Below are 16,454 nucleotides of genomic sequence, written 5' to 3'. Positions count from 1 at the left end.
GTAATCTTGAAGCCGTTCGCGCGAGCCATACTTGGCGGTCTGGCTCCCGCGACATTTAACCCCGACCTCACCGGGGACCGGCGAGAGCTAGTATACCGAGGGATCAGTGCGTCCGCACTGCCCGCGCTCGCGCCATCCTGCCCCGCTGTAGGTCGGTCTCTCACATCAGAGGACCGACATCATGACCACCACCACTGCCACCTACTGCCCGATCCCGGCCCTGGGCGATGACGTCCACCTATACCGCGTCGCCCCCGGCATCCGCGCCGACTATGCACTCACCGACGCCTGGGCTCGGCTGAGCGCAGCTCGCGATACCCTCCGCGTCGCCGCCGGCGGGCTGCCCCCCACCGACGATGCCGCGCTCATCTGGTCCGCGTACTACCTAGTCGAGCAGGTGGTCGCCGTCCTCGAGGCCCTCGACGGCTCGCTCTCGCCCGCGCCGCGCCGCCAGGCCGAGCAGGAGGACGCCGCCTGATGAGCAGCCCCCGCGATGCGGGGGCGTCGACATCGCCCCCAACGAAACACCCTAGGCGCGGAATTCGCCTAAAGCGCGACTTCTCCGCCGTCAAGGCCGCCGCTCAAGGGCGCTGGCCCTGGCTCCTCCGGGAGCTTGGCGTCGATCCTGACATGCTCAAGCGCGATCATGGTCCTTGCCCTGGCTGCGGAGGGACCGACCGCTTCAGATTCGACAATCTCCAGGAGCATGGCACCTGGTACTGCTCGACCGGAGGTGGAGAGCCCGCCCATGGAGACGGATTCGAGCTGCTGTGTCACGTCCACGGCTGGAGCCATGCAGAAGCGCTCCAGCGTGTCGCCGAGCTGCTCAATCTAGACGCGACGGACAGCCGGCCGGCCCCGCCCCCGCCTGCTACCGCAGGTTCCCGCCGCGACGCGCCCCAGGCCGAAAAGCACGCCAGGGCCGCCAGGCGAGCAGCCGACGACTGGGCGCGCGCCAAGCCGGCGAGCGCGGATCATCCGTATCTGCAACGAAAGGGCGTGAACCCATTCGTCGCCAGGGTCGACACCAGCGGGCGCTTGCTGCTGCCGGTCTATGGTGCAGAGGGCGCCATGCAGTCGCTTGAGCGGATCTCTGCCGATGGGATGACCAAGAAGGCATTGGCCGGCGGGCGCATGCAAGGTGGGTACTGTGAGGTTCAGCCGAGCGCGGAGGACGCACCAACCGCGATCACCGAGGGCTATGCAGACGCCTGCTCGATCGCGATGGCGATGCCGACATGGCGCGTCGTCTGTGCCTACTCCGCCGGCCAGATCCCGGCCGTGGCGGCCATGCTGCGCGCTCAAGCGCCAGACCGCCCGCTCCTCGCGGCCGTCGACCATGACGAGGCTGGCACCCGCGCTGCTGCACGCGCGCTCAAAGCCGCCGCCGCTCTCCCCCTCCGACCACCAGAGCCCGGCCAGGACTGGAACGACTACCACCAGGCCAATGGTCTAGTTGGGCTACGGAAAGCCTTGGAGCAAGCTCACCAGGAAAATTCTGAGACTCATACAAACCCTCTCAATCCTCTCAATCCTCTCGATACAGGGTCTCAACCCTCTCGCAATCCTCTCGCAAAGCTCTCGCAACCAGAAGAACAGCAGGAAGAGGAGTCAGCGCTCGGGGCTCTCGTCTATGAGACCGAGAAGGGCGACAAGCGCCTGACGATCGAATCCAAGGCCGCCGTCATCGTGGCCAACCTGGTTCGAGGCCGCCTGGCGCTCGACGCCGAGGCCGGCGCCTGGCTCCTGTGGTGCAAGACCCACTGGGAGCCGCAGACCATCCCGGCCGCCGCCGAGAAGCTGCTCGCGGATGTCGTCGACCGGGAGAGCGACCCGCTCGGGTTCAAGGTCGGATATCTGAATGGCGTGGTCGCCATCATCAGCAAGCGGGGACTCCTGCCACCGCCGCAGTGGCCGACCAGGGTTGTGCCCTTCGCCAATGGGCTCGTCGATCTCGACTCCACGCGGATCGCGCAGGCAACACCCAAGCGTGCACTCGACTGGGCCTTACCCCATCGCTTCGACCCGCGCGCCACCTGCCCAACCATCAAGGCGTGGCTTCGACGCGCTGTCGCTGATGACGCGAAGGACGATGATCCCGAGGAGACCGTGGAGCTTCTCCGCGCCTGGCTTGCGGCATTGGTCCGAGGGCTCTCCATCCAGGTCTTTCTCGTCCTGATCGGCCGAGGCGGAAGCGGCAAGGGCACCTTCCAGCGGCTGGCCGCCGCCCTGGTCGGATTGCGCAATACCGCGATCTCGACCATTCGCGACCTCGAAGAAAACCGCTTCGAGACCGCCAAGCTCTACGGCAAGCGACTCTGCATGATCAACGAGGCCGGCCGCTACAACGGCAAAGTCGACATGCTCAAGGCGATCACGGGAGGCGACTACTTGCCACTCGAGCGGAAGAACGTACAACAGACCGGCTCCTTCGTGTTTGGCGGTCTGGTCCTGATGGCGACCAACGAGCAGCTAGCCAGCTCCGACCCAACCAGTGGGCTCGAGCGGCGCCGTCTGACCGTCCGCTTCCCGCGCTCAGCAACGCCCGAAGAGCGTGCCGAGTGGCGCGCGCGCGGAGGCGAAGAAGGCGTCCTCCATGCCGAGATCCCCGGTCTGATCAACTGGATATTGGAGCTCTCGGAGGATGAGATCCGCGCCCGCATCGAGAAACCGCCCGCCCGTGTCGTCGAGGAGAACGTCCTAGGCATGGCGGCCGGCAACACCGTGGCCGATTGGCTCATGGACTGCTGCATGCCTGTTCCCTACAGCGATGTTGATTTCGATGAGGCGAGGCACTGGACGCCGATCGGCACGCGCCGCGAACGCCGCGACTCGGGGCGGCTCGTCTACGACAAGGTCGATCAGTGGCTCTATGCCAGCTATCTGGCCTGGTGTGACGAACAGGCCCGCAAGCCCGTCTCCGTGAAGCGGTTCGGCGACATCGTGATCGATATCGCAGAGACGCTCGGTCATCGCCTCGCGCGACATCAGCATAGCCGCCTCAGGACAATCGGAATCAAGGGTCTACGACTCCGACTGCGCAACGAAGACGGCTGGGCCGAAGATCCACATGACTGGCTCGGTGCGAGAGGGTGTGAGAGTACCGTCGAGAGCATCGAGCCAGCGCCACAAGCGGATGCGAGAGGATCGAGAGGGTTTTCCGAAAATCTGCATCAGAAATCTGACGCGGAGGTGTTTTGATGCAAAACGCTGCCGCCCTTCTCGATACGCTCGCCGCCGATGGAATCCAGCTCACAGCCGATGGTGATCGCCTGGTTGCTGTCCCGAGCGGCCGGCTGACCGATGCCCACCGCGCCGAGATCCGCGCCCTCAAGCCCGAGCTGCTCGCCTTGCTCCAGTCGGCCAATGATGGAGAGTCCACGCCTCAACGCTGTTGGCTCGTCCGCTACCCCGACGGCCGGGAGCTGTCCATCACCCGCTCGCCTCCTGCAACGCTGGCCGAGATGCAGGCCGACTACCCGGGCGCCGAGGTCCAGCCCGAGCCCGAGCCGCCCCTCGGTCCACCACTGAGCCCGAACGCCCAGGCGGTCGCCGAGGCGCTCCTCGACCACTGGGGCGAGTCCGACCCCACGACCCGCGCCGAGTACATCGACGGTCTGCGGCGCAACCCTGAGTGCCTGCGTCAGTGCTTCGACGCAGCCGTTGCTGCATGCCTCGCGAGGTGGCCTGAATGAACGCTATCGATCGACACATGATGTCCCCTGCTGACCGCGCGCGACTCACCGCCGAGGCCGAGGATCTCGTGACCGCCGCGCTCGAGGCGCAGGGCCTCGCCGCCCTGGAGTGCACCCGCCTGCACGCCGCCTACCACGAGGCCGGGCACTGCATCGCTCACCACCACCATGGCGACCGTCTCCGCGCCGTGCGGGTCTTCGAGCGCGCCGGCCGTTGGCTCGGCCATACCCGCGCGGGCAAGCGCTGGGCGCTCACTCCGGACAGCCCTCCGACCGCCGACATGGCCCAGGCCCAACGCTACCTCGCCGGACCGCTCGCGGAGCTGCTCTTCAGCGGCTCACCGGCGCTCGCGGCCGGCGTCGACGAGATCGCCCTGGCGCGCGGCATCGTCGCAACCGTCGCCATCAAGATCGGCGTCGACGCTGCCGAGCTGATGGATCTGCTCATTGTGCAGACCATCGCGCTCCTGGAGCACCATCGGCGCGCCTTGGACGCGATCGCCCGGCGCCTGATGCGTAAGCCCAAGCTCGAGGGTGACGTCGTGACGGCCATCATCCGCAGCGCATGCGCCGCACCTGCCGAGGTGGCTCGACGATGACCGACCGCATGCTCGAGCAGAGCGGACCGCCCGCGCTGCCGCTGGGTCCTTCCCCGTCGCGCCATAGTGCGGATCTCGAACGCGCGGGATTTGAGTAGATATGAGGGCTACCGATAGTGGTTTCTAATGCAGAATCAGATGGTTACATCAAGACTCGAGAGCTACTTGAGGCTATCGAGAAAGAGTGGGGCCTGAAACTGGATAGCCGGACGATCAGCTATTGGATCGCGCGGCCGAACAATCCGATGCCCTGCGCCTACCGAGGGAAAAACGGCCAGGCGCACAAGTTCGATTGGCAGGACTGCCGCCCCTGGATCGAGCAGAACATCGTCGACAGTGGCGCGCTCGAGGAGACCGCGATCGATGACATGGACTGGCACCAGGCCCGCACCGTCTCCGCCCGCGAGCGCGCCAAGCGCGACCGCATCGAGACCGCCGCACTCGAGCGCCGCTATGTCGAGGCCGCCGCCCTCTCCGGCGTGGTCGAGGACCTGGCGCGTCAGGCCGTCCTGGCGCTGCGTGCGCTACCCGCCCGGATCGCCCCACGGCTGGCTGCCCTGGACGATGAGCTCGCGATCGGCCAGGCCCTCGACGAGGAGATCAGGACCCTCTGCACAGAGATCGAGCGGGGCGCCCTGCGCATCCTCGAGGAGGAGCCCGACCTCGACATGCTCCAGCCCAGCGGGGACCCCGCATGACGACACCCGCGACGCGCGCCCGCTCGGTCGCCGCCCGTGCCTGGGCGCGTGGCTGGCACCTGCCCGAGCAGCTCTCCGTCTGGCAATGGGCCGACCGCCATCGTGTGCTGCCGGCCGAGACGTCCAAGGAGGCCGGGCGCTGGCGTACCGATCGCAACCCGCCGGCCCGCGCGATCATGGAGAGCCTGAGCCCACACTCCGGCGCCGAACTGGTGACCGTGGTCGCCGGGACCCAGACGGTCAAAACCGAGAGCATGAACAACCTGATCGGCTTCGCGATCGACCACGACCCGGCGAGCATCATCGTCTGTCAACCGTCGAAGGAGCTTGGCAATGGCTGGAAGCTGACCCGCTTCGATGCCCTCATTGACTCGACCCCTCAGCTCAAGGCGAAGGTCCACGTCAGCAAACGCCGAGACAGCACCAACACCATGGACCGCGTGCGCTTCCCGGGCGGCTGGCTGATCGTCGCGCACGCCGCCTCGGCCGCGAGCCTGGGCATGTACTCCGCCCGCTATGTCCTCGCGGATGAGGTCGACTCCTATGAGGAGCTGAAGGGCGGAGAGGGCGATCCGCTTAAGACCTTGCACCGCCGGGCCGATTCCTTCGGGCGGATGCGGAAGATCTACCATTGCTCGAGTCCGAAAAAGATCATGGGCGCGAGCTTGATCTGGCGCGAGTACCTCGCCGGCGATCAACGCGAGTGCTATCTCCCCTGTCCGCACTGCGACGCCTACCAGGTCCTAGTGATGGAGCAGGTCCTGCCGTCTGGTGAGTACCTCTGCGAGCACTGCGGCCAGCCGATCCCGCACGCCGCCAAAACCGACATGCTGGGCGCTTTGGAATGGCGCGCCAAGTACCCCGAGCGCACCTGGCACCATACCTACCGCCTGCCGAGTCTCTACAGCCCCATCGGCCTCGGCCGCACCTGGCAGCAGCTCCATGAGGAGCGCGCTGCGGCCGGTGACGACCCCGCGCTGGTCAAGGCCTTCGTGAGCACCAGCCTGGCCATCCCCTACGAGCCGCCCGGCCGCCTGGAATCGGCCGACATCCAGGAGATGGCCGAGGACTGGCCGATGCGCCAACCGCCGCGCGGCTGTCTGCTGCTCGTCGCCGGGACCGACGTGCAGGCCGATCGCCTGGAGACCGTCATCCTGGGCCTTGGGCGCGGCCCCACGCCCAAGACCCCCGTCGTCTACGTGGTCGACTACCACCTGACCATCGGCGCGCCGACCGACCCCGAGACCTGGGCGGATCTCGCCCAGTATCTCGAGGAGCCCGTCGTCAACGCCTATGGCGTGGCACTGCTGCCGCGCCTGCACGCCGTCGACTCCGGCAACTGGACCAATGAGGTCTATGCCGCGTGCCATGCCCGCACGACCCAGGGATGGGTCGCGATCAAGGGCGCCTCGACCGCGACCGCGCCGCTGATCGGGCCGCCCAAGCGCCACGAATACGCCTGGTCCGGCCGCGCCATGAAGTACGGTGGAGCTCACCACATCATCGGAACAAACCACGCCAAGGACACCCCGCTCGACCGCCTGGCGATCGCGCCGACGCAGCCCCCAGAGCACCGCTGGTGGCACCTGCCGCGCGACCTGCCAGACACCTGGTATGTCGGCATCACCTCCGAGCGCCGCGACCCCGAAACCAACCGATGGGAGAAAATCGCCAAGAGCGCCCGGAACGAGGCGGTCGATACGGCAGTCTATGCCTGGGCCGTCGCCCACCTCGCTGGCTCACCGGGCATCGGCGCGAGCCGGCTCATCAAGCTCCAGAGCTGGACCGCCGCGAGCTGGGAGCAGCTCGAGCAGGATGTCTGCCCAGTCCAGGGCGATCTCTTCAGCGCCTCGCCCGTCCAGGCCGAGCCGCCCCCCGCGCCGCGCGCGCCTGAGCGCGCCAAACCGGCGCGCGCGCTCCCGGCGCTCGAGGTCTTTGGCCCCGATGTCTGAGGCCGGGGGCGCGCTGATGGCGATCCTACACGGCGCCGTGATGCAGGCGGCCCTGTCCGCTGGCGTGCGGGCTGATGTCGCCCAGGGCATCGCCGATACGTCCGTGCGCCGCCTCCGTGAGGTCGCCGGGGGCGATACCGCCTACATCCCCGGGCCGTCGAAACGCGAGCGCAACCGCCACATCATCGCCGCCTTCCGCGCGGGCGTTGCGATCGCGCGGCTCTCCGCCCAATACCGCCTCAGCGAGCGCCGTATCCGCCAGATCCTCAGTGAGGCGCGCCATGGCTGAGATCGATCCCGCCCAGGCGTGGCTCGCCCTGGGCGAGCACATGCGCGAGGGCACCGTCCCGCCGCCCGAGGTCCGCGCCTACGTCGTCCGTGCCGTGCGTGCCTCGCTCGATGGCGTCCCGGTGGATCTCGCGTTGCAGCTCCGGCCCGGCGCGAGCGCCAAGGCGCGGCGCAACCACGCCCTTCGCGCGGCTGCACAACTGCTCGACAACGACCCCCGCCGGCTGGCCGAGGCCGTGATCCGCTACCCGCGCATGCGCTCCACGGGCGCCGCCCTGGAGCGCCACCTGGGCGATGCCTTCGCCACCGGCTGGAAGGTTCCGACGAGCACGAAACAGCTCCGCCGGATCATCAGGGACATTTAGGCCGGTCGATGTGTCCCTATGCTCCGACTAGGCTGTGAGCATGGACACACACGACACCACCCCCCCCGAAACCCGAGCCCCCTTCGATCGAGCGCGGCTCGTCCGTCTGACCATGGCGGCCGACGCCGCCGAGGCCGTGGGCGACGGCATCCATCGCCGCATTGAAGAGCTCCGCGCCGACGAATCCAAGCACGGCGGCCACCTCGCCCGCGTGATGCAACGGTATCGGGCTGGGACAGACCCCCGCGAGATCCTGCCGCAGACCGTCGAGCGGGTCGAGCAAATCCGCTATGAGCTGTCCGAGCTGCGCGCGGAGCAGCGCCGTCATGCCGAGACGACCATGCCACTCCGACAGCTCGCCCAAGCCTGCACGGCCTGGGCGCGGCGCAACCATCGATACGTCGGGGATGGGCATGGGCACGGCAGTGCAGCCGTCGCGGCAGACGCCGCCGCGCCATCCGCACCCACCAGCGCCCCTGCGGGCGCGCCTCAGTCGAGCGCCGTCGCGTCGACCAGCCAGGGACATGGCCGCTCGCCGCTCGCCGCCCTGGCAGGAGTGCTCACCCGTGGCCGCTAGATCTACCGACCTATCCCAGATCCGCGCGCGTCTCGAGGCGATCGAGTCCGAGCTAGTCGCCCTGGATGATGACGCGCTGCCGCCCGGCGAATGGAAGGAGCGCCTACACGCCTGGATCGACCGCCAGGCCGATGAGTTCGGCGATCACGCCGCGTTCGGGCTGTCCGCCGCCAGCGTTCTCTATAACGGCCATCAGATGGATGTGCCGGCCTTCAGGCTACCCGTGCGGGCCGGCATCGGCGCCGATCTCGCCCAAGTCGACCTCTCCGGCTTCGCCGCCTGGCTGCTCCGCGAAGTGCTCCACGACCGGATCGAGCGCGTCGTGGAGGCCACCGACTATCCCTATGGGCTGCCGCTCGCCGAGCGCGGCCCCCGGCGCCAAGCCCTGCGCGCCGAGCGCCGCAAGCTGTGGGTCGAGGAAGAGCAGCAATGCCGCAAGATCGAGGACGATGGCCGCGAGGCCATGCGCCGCGCGGACGCCCAGCCCGAGATCGTGCTCGCGTGGGATGATGAGCTTCAGAAAATGGCGAGGGCCAAATGACCGACCTCAGAGCAAGCCAGTTCACCCGTGTGCAGGCCGTCTGCGCGCGCCTAGGTCTGAGCGAGAACGACACCCTCGAGATTCAGGCCGCCGCCCGGCGCGATCTGGCCGAGCATGCCCATGGAGCACCGGGCGCAGCGTCCGGCGCTGCATCGAGCGGTCTGTGGGATGGCGTGGTCGCGAAGTACAAAACATCGGCCGCCGCATCCCTTCCGCCGCTGCCCGAGCACGCTCCGTCATCCGATCAGGCGGACCTGCCAGCACCGCAGCACCAGGATGCATGGGCAGGCGCCGCCCGGCGCGTGGTCCGCTCATAGTTGGCGGGGCCTGGCCGAGCCCAACGGGAAATCGGCTCGTCTGGGGCGATCGCGTGAGTGTGTGCTGAATGCGATCGCTCGGGCTGCGGCTGGCCCGGCCGCCGGACGCAGGGCACCGGCCCGCTTCAGCGATGGAGCGGGCTTTTTCGTGCGCGCGAGAATCCGCTTAGGCTTTATTTTCTGGTTCTAAAGCGACGGATTAAGCATGGAGAGGCAAGGTTATAGGCTATTTCACTGCGAGCGATGTCACTTCGAGGCCAAGTGGCCGAGTCGAGATTGCTACTCTCCTTCGGTCGAGCATTGTCCAAACTGCGGTGAGCCAATGCGACCGCACGGATCAGAGCTACATCCAGAGTGGCCGATTGATTTGGCCGGAAATCTAATTTTTGATGAAATCTAACTCAGATCTGAGTTATCCGAATCCAGTTCTGGATTATCTTTGGGATCAGTCGCTTACCGCCCACGCGGCGGTTTCTTGTGAGTGCACTTCGTTTGACGCATGGCACTTAGAAGGCACTTACGAAAAAGCCGGCTCAAGGCCGGCTTTTTCTAACTGCTTGATTTAATGGTCGGGGTGACTGGATTCGAACCAGCGACTTCTGCCTCCCGAAGACAGCGCTCTACCAAGCTGAGCTACACCCCGCAAGAACGGGCCACACTAACAGAGGCGTCAGACTAATAGGTGCGACTGACAGCGAAGTCCGCGAGGACCGTCAATGCCTCTGTCGCTGGCGACTGGGGCAGGATGCGGAGGGCATCCTTCGCGCGAGTCGCGTGCTCCTGTGCGAGCTGCGCAGTATAGGCAATTGCGTCGGTCGACGCAATTGCCTCGGTGACGGCCTGGATCTTGTCGCGGCCGCCTTGCTCGATGGCGCCTCGGAGTAGGCTCCGCTGGGCCTCAGTGCCGACTTCCATTGCGCGAATGATGGGAAGGGTCGGCTTGCCCTCGTCCAGATCGTCTCCGACGTTCTTTCCGAGCTCGGCGTTGTCCGCGCTGTAGTCCAGGGCGTCGTCGACGAGCTGGAAGGCAATACCAAGGCTGAGGCCGTACTCTTTCATCGCCTCCTCGATCTCCGGCGGGGAGTCTGCGAGCACGGCCCCGAGGCGCGTGCCGGCCTCGAAGAGCGTCGCGGTCTTGCGCGTGATGACTTCCATGTAGCGCGCCTCATCCGTGTCCGGATCCCGCGTGTTGAGAAGCTGCAGCACCTCGCCCTCGGCAATGCGGTTGGTCGCGTGCGCGAGAATTTCCATGACGCGCATGCTGCCGACGTCGACCATCATCTCGAAGGCGCGCGAGTAGAGGAAGTCGCCGACGAGGACGCTGGCCTCGTTCCCCCAGACCGTGTTGGCCGTTTCGCGGCTGCGCCTGAGCTCCGAGCCATCGACGACATCGTCGTGGAGCAGGGTGGAGGTGTGGATGAACTCGATGATGGCGGCGAGGTCGATATGCCGCTCCCCGTTGTAGCCGCTGGCGCGCGCGGCAAGCAGGACGGAGAGGGGGCGAAGCCGTTTGCCGCCGCTGTTGACAATGTAGTGCCCGATCTGATTGATCAGCACGACGTCGGATTGGAGCCGGCGAAGGATCAAGGCGTCGACCGCCTTGCTGTCCTCGGCGACCGGGCGTCGAATCGTGGAGAGGTCCATGCGTGTCTGGGATCTTTCGATGATGGCGGCGGATGCTAGGTTTGGCGCTGGGGGCTGTCAACCTGCGGGCCACGGCAGTTTGCAAGCCTCGTAGAATACGGCATCGAGGGCGGATTGGTCGACCGCCGCGGCGGTTCGACGCATTGGCCGGTCACTGCGCCGCTCGAGGACGTGTCCAGAATGCGTCCTCTGCGGCCTTGCCCTGGCGCTCGGTCGAATGCGCGTCGCTCGCATCGCGCAAGGCCGGGCTGCGGTATTGACGTGAATTCCGCTCGGCGGTTACAATTCCGCTTCTTTGTTCCGGCGCGGAGCGTCGGCCACTACCGAACACTCCTGGGGATCTTTACAGCCATGTACGCGGTCATTCAAACCGGTGGAAAACAATACCGGGTGTCCGAAGGTGACACAGTCAAGGTCGAGAAGCTAGCGGCAGAAGAGGGCGCAAGCGTCGACATCGAGCGAGTCTTGATGGTGGCCGATGGTGACGACGTCAAGGTCGGCAAGCCCTACCTCCCCGGCGGCAAGGTGACCGCGACTGTCGAGTCCCATGGCCGCGCGAAGAAGGTCAAGATCATCAAGTTCCGTCGCCGTAAGCACCATCTGAAGCACCAGGGCCATCGTCAGTGGCTCACGACGCTCAAGATTACCGGCATTAGCGCCGGTTGAGGAGTAGATACCAATGGCACATAAGAAAGCAGGCGGCAGCTCTCGCAACGGTCGCGATTCCGAATCCAAACGCCTTGGCGTCAAGGTCTTCGGCGGACAGAAAGTCGCTGCGGGCAGCATCATCGTGCGTCAGCGCGGCACCAGGTTCCACAATGGCGTGAATGTTGGCTGCGGCAAGGACCACACCCTCTTCGCGCTGGCGGACGGCGTCGTGAAGTTCGTGGTCAAGGGTCCGAAGAATCGTAAGTTCGTCACCGTCGAGAACGCTTGATCCCCGTACCGACGGGGCCGCGAGCGGCCGGCGCTTGACGCGAAGCCTCGTCCCTGGGACGGGGCTTTTTCGTTTGGGTCGAAGGTCGGTGAAGTGGCGGGAGCTCACCCATGAAATTCGTTGACGAGGCATTCGTCCGCGTCGAGGCGGGCGACGGTGGCGGCGGCTGCGTCAGCTTCCGTCGGGAGAAGTTCATCCCGAAAGGCGGCCCTGACGGCGGCGACGGCGGCGATGGCGGAAGCGTCTATCTCCTGGCGGACAACAACATCAATACCCTGGTCGATTTCCGCTACCAGCGTATGCACCGCGCCGAGCGGGGCCAGAATGGGATGGGGCGTCAGATGACGGGGCGCAGCGGGGCCGATCTGGTCGTCCGAGTCCCGGTTGGCACCCGGGTGCTCGATCGCGAGACCGAGGAGCTGATCGGTGAGCTGCTGCATCCGGGCGAGCGCCTGCTGGTCGCGCAAGGCGGCTTTCATGGCATTGGTAACGCACGTTACAAGTCGAGCACCAATCGCACCCCGCGTCAGTCGACACCTGGCACGCCTGGGGAGCGTCGCGACCTCTTCCTGGAGCTGATCTTGCTTGCGGACGTGGGGCTTCTCGGCTTCCCGAATGCCGGCAAGTCGTCGTTGATCCGCAAGGTCTCGAGCGCCCGCCCGAAGGTCGCCGATTATCCCTTCACGACCCTGCACCCCAACCTCGGCGTGGTGCGTGTCGGAGAGGCGCGGAGCTTCGTCATTGCCGACATTCCCGGGGTTATCGAAGGCGCGGCGGACGGGGCTGGGCTCGGTATCCAGTTTCTGAAGCATCTCGCACGCACGCGGCTTCTGCTGCATCTGGTCGATATCGCGCCCTTGGGGGGCGAAGATCCCTACGAGCAAGTGCGTAAGATCGAGGCCGAGCTTGCGGCCTTCGATGTCGACCTCATGGGCAAGGAGCGCTGGCTGGTGCTGAACAAGGTCGATCTGCTCGACGCGGAAGACTACGCCAACCAGCGTGCCCGTTTGGTCGAGCGGCTCGCGTGGGACGCGCCCGTCTATGGCATCTCGGCGCTGAGCGGAGAAGGGACCAAGACCTTGGTCGGAGATCTGATGACGCGGCTCGAGTCGCTGCGGATCGCTGCCGGCGAGCCTGGGGCTGACGTGCGGGAGTCGGCCGAATCATCTAGTGAGGATTGGGAGGCGCCGGACGCAGAGGCGAGCGGCGATTGGCATCCGCTCGGCTGAGGCTCTGCAAACCTTCGATACGCTGCGAAACCCCCGATGATCTCCAGAGACAGGATCCCCGCAACGCGACGTTGGGTCGTCAAGATCGGCAGCGCGCTGCTGACGCGCGACGGGCAGGGCCTCGATCGCGAGATGCTGGCCCCATGGGTCGAGCAGATGGTCGAGCGGCGCAAGGCCGGCTGTGAAGTGGTGCTGGTCTCTTCCGGGGCCGTGGCCGAGGGCATGGCCCGGATGGGCTGGCGGCGGCGGCCGAAGACCCTGCACGAGCTTCAGGCGGCGGCGGCCGTCGGTCAGATGGGCTTGGTGCGTGCCTACGAGGACTGTTTCCAGTGTCGCGGCTACCATACCGCACAAGTTCTGCTGACCCGGGACGACCTGGCGGACCGCCCCCGTTATCTGAACGCGCGCAGCACATTGCGCACGCTTCTCAAGCTGGGTGTCATTCCCGTCATCAACGAGAACGACACGGTGGCGACGGATGAGCTGCGCTTCGGTGACAACGACACCCTGGCCGCGCTGGTCGCCAACCTCATCGAGGCGGATCTCTTAGTCTTGCTGACGGATCAGGATGGGCTCTTCGATCAAGATCCGCGCGGCAATCCCAATGCGCGTCTCATCCCGGAGACTTGGGTGGACGATCCCCAGCTCGACCAGGTCGCAGGTGGGAGCGTGACCGGGCTCGGGACCGGAGGCATGGTCACCAAGGTGCGCGCGGCCCGTCTGGCGGCGCGATCCGGTACGCCGACCATCATCGCGCCTGGGCGGGGTGAGCGGGTGCTGACGCGCATCGGATCCGGCGAGCTCGTCGGTACCCTGCTCATTCCCTTTCAGGAGCCGCAAGCGGCCCGCAAGCAATGGCTGGCCGGGCACCTGCAGGCTCGCGGGCGTCTGGTCCTGGATGCGGGCGCGGTGAGGGCATTGCGGGAGCAGGGAACGAGTCTGCTCGCTGTCGGCGTCAAGGAGATACGGGGGCGTTTCCATCGCGGTGAAGTCGTCGCCTGCATGGACGAGGCGGGGCGCGAGGTGGCGCGCGGACTCGTCAACTATGATGCCGACGAGTCCCAGCGGATTAAGGGCAAGCCTTCGTCTACCTTCGAGTCCATTCTCGGCTACCTCGACGACGAAGAGCTCATCCATCGCGACAACTTGGTGCTCCTGTAATGCTTCGCTCGCAATAAGGCGTGACAGAAGCACGCGGCCTCATTACAATAGCGGGCTCTGGCTGAGTGGCAGAGTGGTTATGCAGCGGCCTGCAAAGCCGTGTACCTCGGTTCGATTCCGGGCTCAGCCTCCACATTCCCTCCTCTTGAATCCGGCCTAGTACGACATCCCCGTCGCATCATGGACCGCAGCATTCAGACCCGAATCCTTGACGCCTCCTCCCGCCCGGATGGCGAAATTGGTAGACGCAAGGGACTTAAAATCCCTCGACTTCGGTCATGCCGGTTCGAGCCCGGCTCCGGGCACCAAAAAAATCAAGCACTTGCGTTTGCCGTGATCAAGGCTGTTGCGGCCAAGCTGCCGGAGTGTCGCGTCTGCGCTCGTGATACCCGTCGGGTCGATCCCTCGCCGACGGGACTCGCGCAGGGCGACAACCTTCTCAGCCCGGGCCGTCCCGCTCCGGGTCGCTGCTCCGCCTCGAGTAGCGCCGTTGGCGCACTCGGGCTGCGCACGACCCTACGACGAATGACTCTACGGCGTGTGTGACTGCGCTTTGCATATTGCCTTCACGACGAAGGACTCACGTCCTTCGTCATTACGGCAATACGCACGCGCACACGCCTACCCGGGACTACCGGCCTCGCGCTTTGCGCTTCCCTGGCCGGCAGCGATGGTCAGAATGGGTATCGCGGCGAGCTTTGATCCCGTTGTATCAACGAAAAAGGAGAGCGTTGACGCAACGGATATCGAGAGCGTTGCAGCAACGGAAAAGCCGAGCCCCGAGCCCGAGACATCTCCGCAGCGTGAGGCCGCGCCCGGCCTGTCCGATCGCGACCGCCGCATCCTCGAGCGACACCAGGCCGGCGCCTCGAAGCGCGGGATTGCCCGTGAGCTGGGTATCAGCGAAGGGACCTTGAGGAATGTCCTAGAGCGGTTGGGGATTGATAAGCGTCAGTGACGAGAATGGACCCGCCCGCGTGGCGGGTTTTTGCTACGCTCAGTGGTAGACCCGCTCGAACAAGCGATTTCGGGCATCAAGCGAGGCAGGCATGACTGACGACACCACCAATCTTGTGCTCGAGCACCTGCGGGCGATCCGCTCTGACATTGGCGAGATGAAGCAGCGCCTCGGCTCCGTCGAGATCCAGCTGTCCGCGATGGGCCAGCAGATCGGCGCCTTGACGACCGCCGTCTACTCGAGCAGGTCCGGCATGGACGATCTGCGCCGAAGAGTCGAGCGCATTGAGCAGCGCCTAGAGCTGGCGGATCACTGATCTGTTATCCGTCGCGACCCGCACAGACCCGCCCGCGTGGCGGGTTTTTCTTGAGCATCGTCTAAACCTGGACCGACCGACACCTGTCGGTTGACGGGTCCCAGATCGAGCCCCGTCCGTCCGAGCTCTGAGTAGGCTCTGCTCGACGGATGCGCTCTTTCATCAGTCGAGGGATTCCAATTTCACTAAGTCAGGCCGTTTCCTGAGTCAAATTCGAGCCCAATTCGAGCCCAATTCGAGCCCACAACACTGCTAGACACCCCTCGTTTGTACACTATATGACACACATTGATTAGTAACTTCTCAATAAGTCGTGGCAGCCTTGGCTGAGGAGATCCGTTAGAGTATTGCCTCGGCCCCGAATCCTGACCTTCGAATCGCTCCCGGCATGCCCGCTCCGATCACCCTCCCAGACATCCCCGACGCGGCGCGTACCCCGCTCATCGAGCAGTTGCTGGAGCTGATCGAAACGCTTGCCGAAACGACCCGACGGCAAACGGAAACCATCGAGCAGTTGCGCGATGCGATCGCGGTGCTCAAGGGGGAGAAAGCCAAGCCGACCTTCAAACCCAGCGGGATGGCCGATCATAGCGCTCCTGGCAAGTCGGCTCAGGACAGCGGTGAGTCGCCGGGCAAGCGGGCGGGCTCGAGCAAGCGCAGCAAGACGCCGAACTTGCCCATTGACGAGGACCGTCGGATTCCCCCCACCCCAGGACCACCAGCGAGGGCGCGCTTCAAGGGCGATCGCAATTTCATTGTCCAAGATCTCGACATCCGGGCCCGCACGATCCGTTATCGCCTGGAGGTGTGGCAGACACCGGACGGGGAGTGGTTGAGCGGGGAGTTGCCGCCGACGCTTCATGGTCGGCACTTCGGTCCGCGCTTGAGAGTCCACTTCACACCTCAAGTGCGCTCTGCGTGGATCTGGACCGCAAGACGAGACGTCTCCCCAGGCGCAATGGACACCCGATCCGGACCGGCGTTGGTGGTCTCCACGCAGAGCATCTTCAGGTACTCCAAGTCCCCGAAATCCCCCATCGCGGCGGCCTGCTCGATCCAGGGGTTCCACACTACCGCGCTGTGATTGCCTGCGGATTGGATCCTGATTGCCCGCCCAAAAGCGGGGTCCTCCAACACCAGCGCCTGCGGTGGCGCGAGGTAGATGCGATCGAGCGGG

Annotated in this window: 19 protein-coding genes and 3 tRNA genes; 19 read left to right on the top strand and 3 right to left on the bottom strand. The window is 65.7% G+C overall.

The features are described from left to right. Positions 1-181: 181 nt before the first annotated feature. From G3446_RS10270 to G3446_RS10220, 11 genes are all read left to right on the top strand, one after another. Positions 182-478: a hypothetical protein gene (locus tag G3446_RS10270; RefSeq protein ID WP_164452742.1), complete on the top strand. Its 297-nt coding sequence runs from the start codon at positions 182-184 to the stop codon at positions 476-478. Further along, positions 478-3,201: a DUF5906 domain-containing protein gene (locus tag G3446_RS10265; RefSeq protein WP_164452741.1), complete on the top strand. Its 2,724-nt coding sequence runs from the start codon at positions 478-480 to the stop codon at positions 3,199-3,201. Before G3446_RS10270 ends, G3446_RS10265 begins: the two co-directional genes overlap by 1 nt. Next, positions 3,201-3,695: a TubC N-terminal docking domain-related protein gene (locus G3446_RS10260; protein WP_164452740.1), complete on the top strand. Its 495-nt coding sequence runs from the start codon at positions 3,201-3,203 to the stop codon at positions 3,693-3,695. The genes G3446_RS10265 and G3446_RS10260 overlap by 1 nt, the downstream gene beginning before the upstream one ends. Positions 3,696-3,712: 17 nt before the next feature. Then, a complete protein-coding gene (locus G3446_RS10255) occupies positions 3,713-4,294 on the top strand; it encodes an FtsH/Yme1/Tma family ATP-dependent metallopeptidase (RefSeq protein ID WP_164452739.1) in 582 nt (193 codons plus the stop codon). A 245-nt stretch (positions 4,295-4,539) separates the two neighbouring features. Continuing rightward, positions 4,540-4,992 carry a hypothetical protein gene (locus tag G3446_RS10250; RefSeq protein WP_164452738.1) on the top strand — a complete coding sequence of 151 codons (453 nt, stop codon included), beginning with the start codon at positions 4,540-4,542 and terminating at the stop codon, positions 4,990-4,992. Further along, positions 4,989-6,944, top strand: a complete 1,956-nt coding sequence (locus G3446_RS10245; protein WP_164452737.1) for a terminase gpA endonuclease subunit — start codon at positions 4,989-4,991, stop codon at positions 6,942-6,944. The genes G3446_RS10250 and G3446_RS10245 overlap by 4 nt, the downstream gene beginning before the upstream one ends. Continuing rightward, positions 6,937-7,233 (top strand): Mor transcription activator family protein, encoded by a 297-nt coding sequence (locus G3446_RS10240; RefSeq protein ID WP_164452736.1) that lies wholly within the window; start codon positions 6,937-6,939, stop codon positions 7,231-7,233. Before G3446_RS10245 ends, G3446_RS10240 begins: the two co-directional genes overlap by 8 nt. Beyond that, complete coding sequence (locus G3446_RS10235) at positions 7,226-7,597, top strand: hypothetical protein (protein ID WP_164452735.1); 372 nt, start codon at positions 7,226-7,228, stop codon at positions 7,595-7,597. Before G3446_RS10240 ends, G3446_RS10235 begins: the two co-directional genes overlap by 8 nt. A 40-nt stretch (positions 7,598-7,637) precedes the next feature. Then, entirely contained in the window at positions 7,638-8,174 is a 537-nt protein-coding gene (locus G3446_RS10230; RefSeq protein WP_164452734.1) for a hypothetical protein, read from the top strand. Then, the gene (locus G3446_RS10225; RefSeq protein WP_164452733.1) at positions 8,164-8,715 is read left to right on the top strand and encodes a hypothetical protein; all 552 of its coding nucleotides are present in this window, start codon (positions 8,164-8,166) and stop codon (positions 8,713-8,715) included. Before G3446_RS10230 ends, G3446_RS10225 begins: the two co-directional genes overlap by 11 nt. Then, positions 8,712-9,032, top strand: coding sequence for a hypothetical protein (locus tag G3446_RS10220; protein ID WP_164452732.1), 321 nt, complete (start codon positions 8,712-8,714; stop codon positions 9,030-9,032). Before G3446_RS10225 ends, G3446_RS10220 begins: the two co-directional genes overlap by 4 nt. A gap of 566 nt (positions 9,033-9,598) precedes the next feature. Here the strand turns inward: G3446_RS10220 and G3446_RS10215 are convergent. Both G3446_RS10215 and G3446_RS10210 read right to left on the bottom strand, forming a co-directional pair. Continuing rightward, positions 9,599-9,675 (bottom strand) — tRNA-Pro (locus G3446_RS10215). A gap of 32 nt (positions 9,676-9,707) precedes the next feature. Further along, positions 9,708-10,676: a polyprenyl synthetase family protein gene (locus G3446_RS10210; protein WP_164452731.1), complete on the bottom strand. Its 969-nt coding sequence runs from the start codon at positions 10,674-10,676 to the stop codon at positions 9,708-9,710. A gap of 351 nt (positions 10,677-11,027) precedes the next feature. Between G3446_RS10210 and rplU the strand changes: the two genes are divergently transcribed. The 8 genes from rplU to G3446_RS10170 all read left to right on the top strand — a co-directional run bounded on the left by rplU (position 11,028) and on the right by G3446_RS10170 (position 15,277). Continuing rightward, entirely contained in the window at positions 11,028-11,342 is a 315-nt protein-coding gene (gene rplU / locus G3446_RS10205; RefSeq protein ID WP_164452730.1) for a 50S ribosomal protein L21, read from the top strand. Between the two features lie 13 nt (positions 11,343-11,355). Further along, complete coding sequence (gene rpmA / locus G3446_RS10200) at positions 11,356-11,613, top strand: 50S ribosomal protein L27 (protein ID WP_164452729.1); 258 nt, start codon at positions 11,356-11,358, stop codon at positions 11,611-11,613. Between the two features lie 110 nt (positions 11,614-11,723). Beyond that, a complete protein-coding gene (gene cgtA / locus G3446_RS10195; protein ID WP_164452728.1) occupies positions 11,724-12,842 on the top strand; it encodes an Obg family GTPase CgtA in 1,119 nt (372 codons plus the stop codon). Positions 12,843-12,878: 36 nt separating this feature from the next. Beyond that, entirely contained in the window at positions 12,879-14,003 is a 1,125-nt protein-coding gene (gene proB / locus G3446_RS10190; RefSeq protein ID WP_164452727.1) for a glutamate 5-kinase, read from the top strand. 59 nt (positions 14,004-14,062) lie between these two features. Continuing rightward, positions 14,063-14,136, top strand: a tRNA-Cys gene (locus G3446_RS10185). Between the two features lie 90 nt (positions 14,137-14,226). Further along, positions 14,227-14,311: transfer RNA gene (locus G3446_RS10180), tRNA-Leu, on the top strand. Positions 14,312-14,682: 371 nt separating this feature from the next. Beyond that, positions 14,683-14,961, top strand: a complete 279-nt coding sequence (locus G3446_RS10175; protein WP_164452726.1) for a LuxR C-terminal-related transcriptional regulator — start codon at positions 14,683-14,685, stop codon at positions 14,959-14,961. A 91-nt stretch (positions 14,962-15,052) separates the two neighbouring features. After that, positions 15,053-15,277 (top strand): hypothetical protein, encoded by a 225-nt coding sequence (locus G3446_RS10170; protein ID WP_164452725.1) that lies wholly within the window; start codon positions 15,053-15,055, stop codon positions 15,275-15,277. A gap of 903 nt (positions 15,278-16,180) precedes the next feature. Here the strand turns inward: G3446_RS10170 and G3446_RS10165 are convergent. Next, positions 16,181-16,414: an aldose epimerase family protein gene (locus G3446_RS10165; RefSeq protein WP_342450088.1), complete on the bottom strand. Its 234-nt coding sequence runs from the start codon at positions 16,412-16,414 to the stop codon at positions 16,181-16,183. Positions 16,415-16,454 lie beyond the last annotated feature (40 nt).

It is taken from the genome of Thiorhodococcus minor, from assembly GCF_010820565.1.
Classification (GTDB): Bacteria; Pseudomonadota; Gammaproteobacteria; order Chromatiales; family Chromatiaceae; genus Thiorhodococcus; species Thiorhodococcus minor.
Note: the sequence above shows the minus strand (reverse complement) of the source record. Positions and strands in the feature narration are given on the sequence as shown.

Coding starts and splice junctions, on each gene's coding strand:
- G3446_RS10270 (WP_164452742.1), top strand. CDS start 182: ATGACCACCACCACTGCCACCTACTGCCCGATCCCGGCCCTGGGCGAT.
- G3446_RS10265 (WP_164452741.1), top strand. CDS start 478: ATGAGCAGCCCCCGCGATGCGGGGGCGTCGACATCGCCCCCAACGAAA.
- G3446_RS10260 (WP_164452740.1), top strand. CDS start 3,201: ATGCAAAACGCTGCCGCCCTTCTCGATACGCTCGCCGCCGATGGAATC.
- G3446_RS10255 (WP_164452739.1), top strand. CDS start 3,713: ATGATGTCCCCTGCTGACCGCGCGCGACTCACCGCCGAGGCCGAGGAT.
- G3446_RS10250 (WP_164452738.1), top strand. CDS start 4,540: ATGCCCTGCGCCTACCGAGGGAAAAACGGCCAGGCGCACAAGTTCGAT.
- G3446_RS10245 (WP_164452737.1), top strand. CDS start 4,989: ATGACGACACCCGCGACGCGCGCCCGCTCGGTCGCCGCCCGTGCCTGG.
- G3446_RS10240 (WP_164452736.1), top strand. CDS start 6,937: ATGTCTGAGGCCGGGGGCGCGCTGATGGCGATCCTACACGGCGCCGTG.
- G3446_RS10235 (WP_164452735.1), top strand. CDS start 7,226: ATGGCTGAGATCGATCCCGCCCAGGCGTGGCTCGCCCTGGGCGAGCAC.
- G3446_RS10230 (WP_164452734.1), top strand. CDS start 7,638: ATGGACACACACGACACCACCCCCCCCGAAACCCGAGCCCCCTTCGAT.
- G3446_RS10220 (WP_164452732.1), top strand. CDS start 8,712: ATGACCGACCTCAGAGCAAGCCAGTTCACCCGTGTGCAGGCCGTCTGC.
- G3446_RS10210 (WP_164452731.1), bottom strand. CDS start 10,676: ATGGACCTCTCCACGATTCGACGCCCGGTCGCCGAGGACAGCAAGGCG.
- rplU (WP_164452730.1), top strand. CDS start 11,028: ATGTACGCGGTCATTCAAACCGGTGGAAAACAATACCGGGTGTCCGAA.
- rpmA (WP_164452729.1), top strand. CDS start 11,356: ATGGCACATAAGAAAGCAGGCGGCAGCTCTCGCAACGGTCGCGATTCC.
- cgtA (WP_164452728.1), top strand. CDS start 11,724: ATGAAATTCGTTGACGAGGCATTCGTCCGCGTCGAGGCGGGCGACGGT.
- proB (WP_164452727.1), top strand. CDS start 12,879: ATGATCTCCAGAGACAGGATCCCCGCAACGCGACGTTGGGTCGTCAAG.
- G3446_RS10175 (WP_164452726.1), top strand. CDS start 14,683: ATGGGTATCGCGGCGAGCTTTGATCCCGTTGTATCAACGAAAAAGGAG.
- G3446_RS10170 (WP_164452725.1), top strand. CDS start 15,053: ATGACTGACGACACCACCAATCTTGTGCTCGAGCACCTGCGGGCGATC.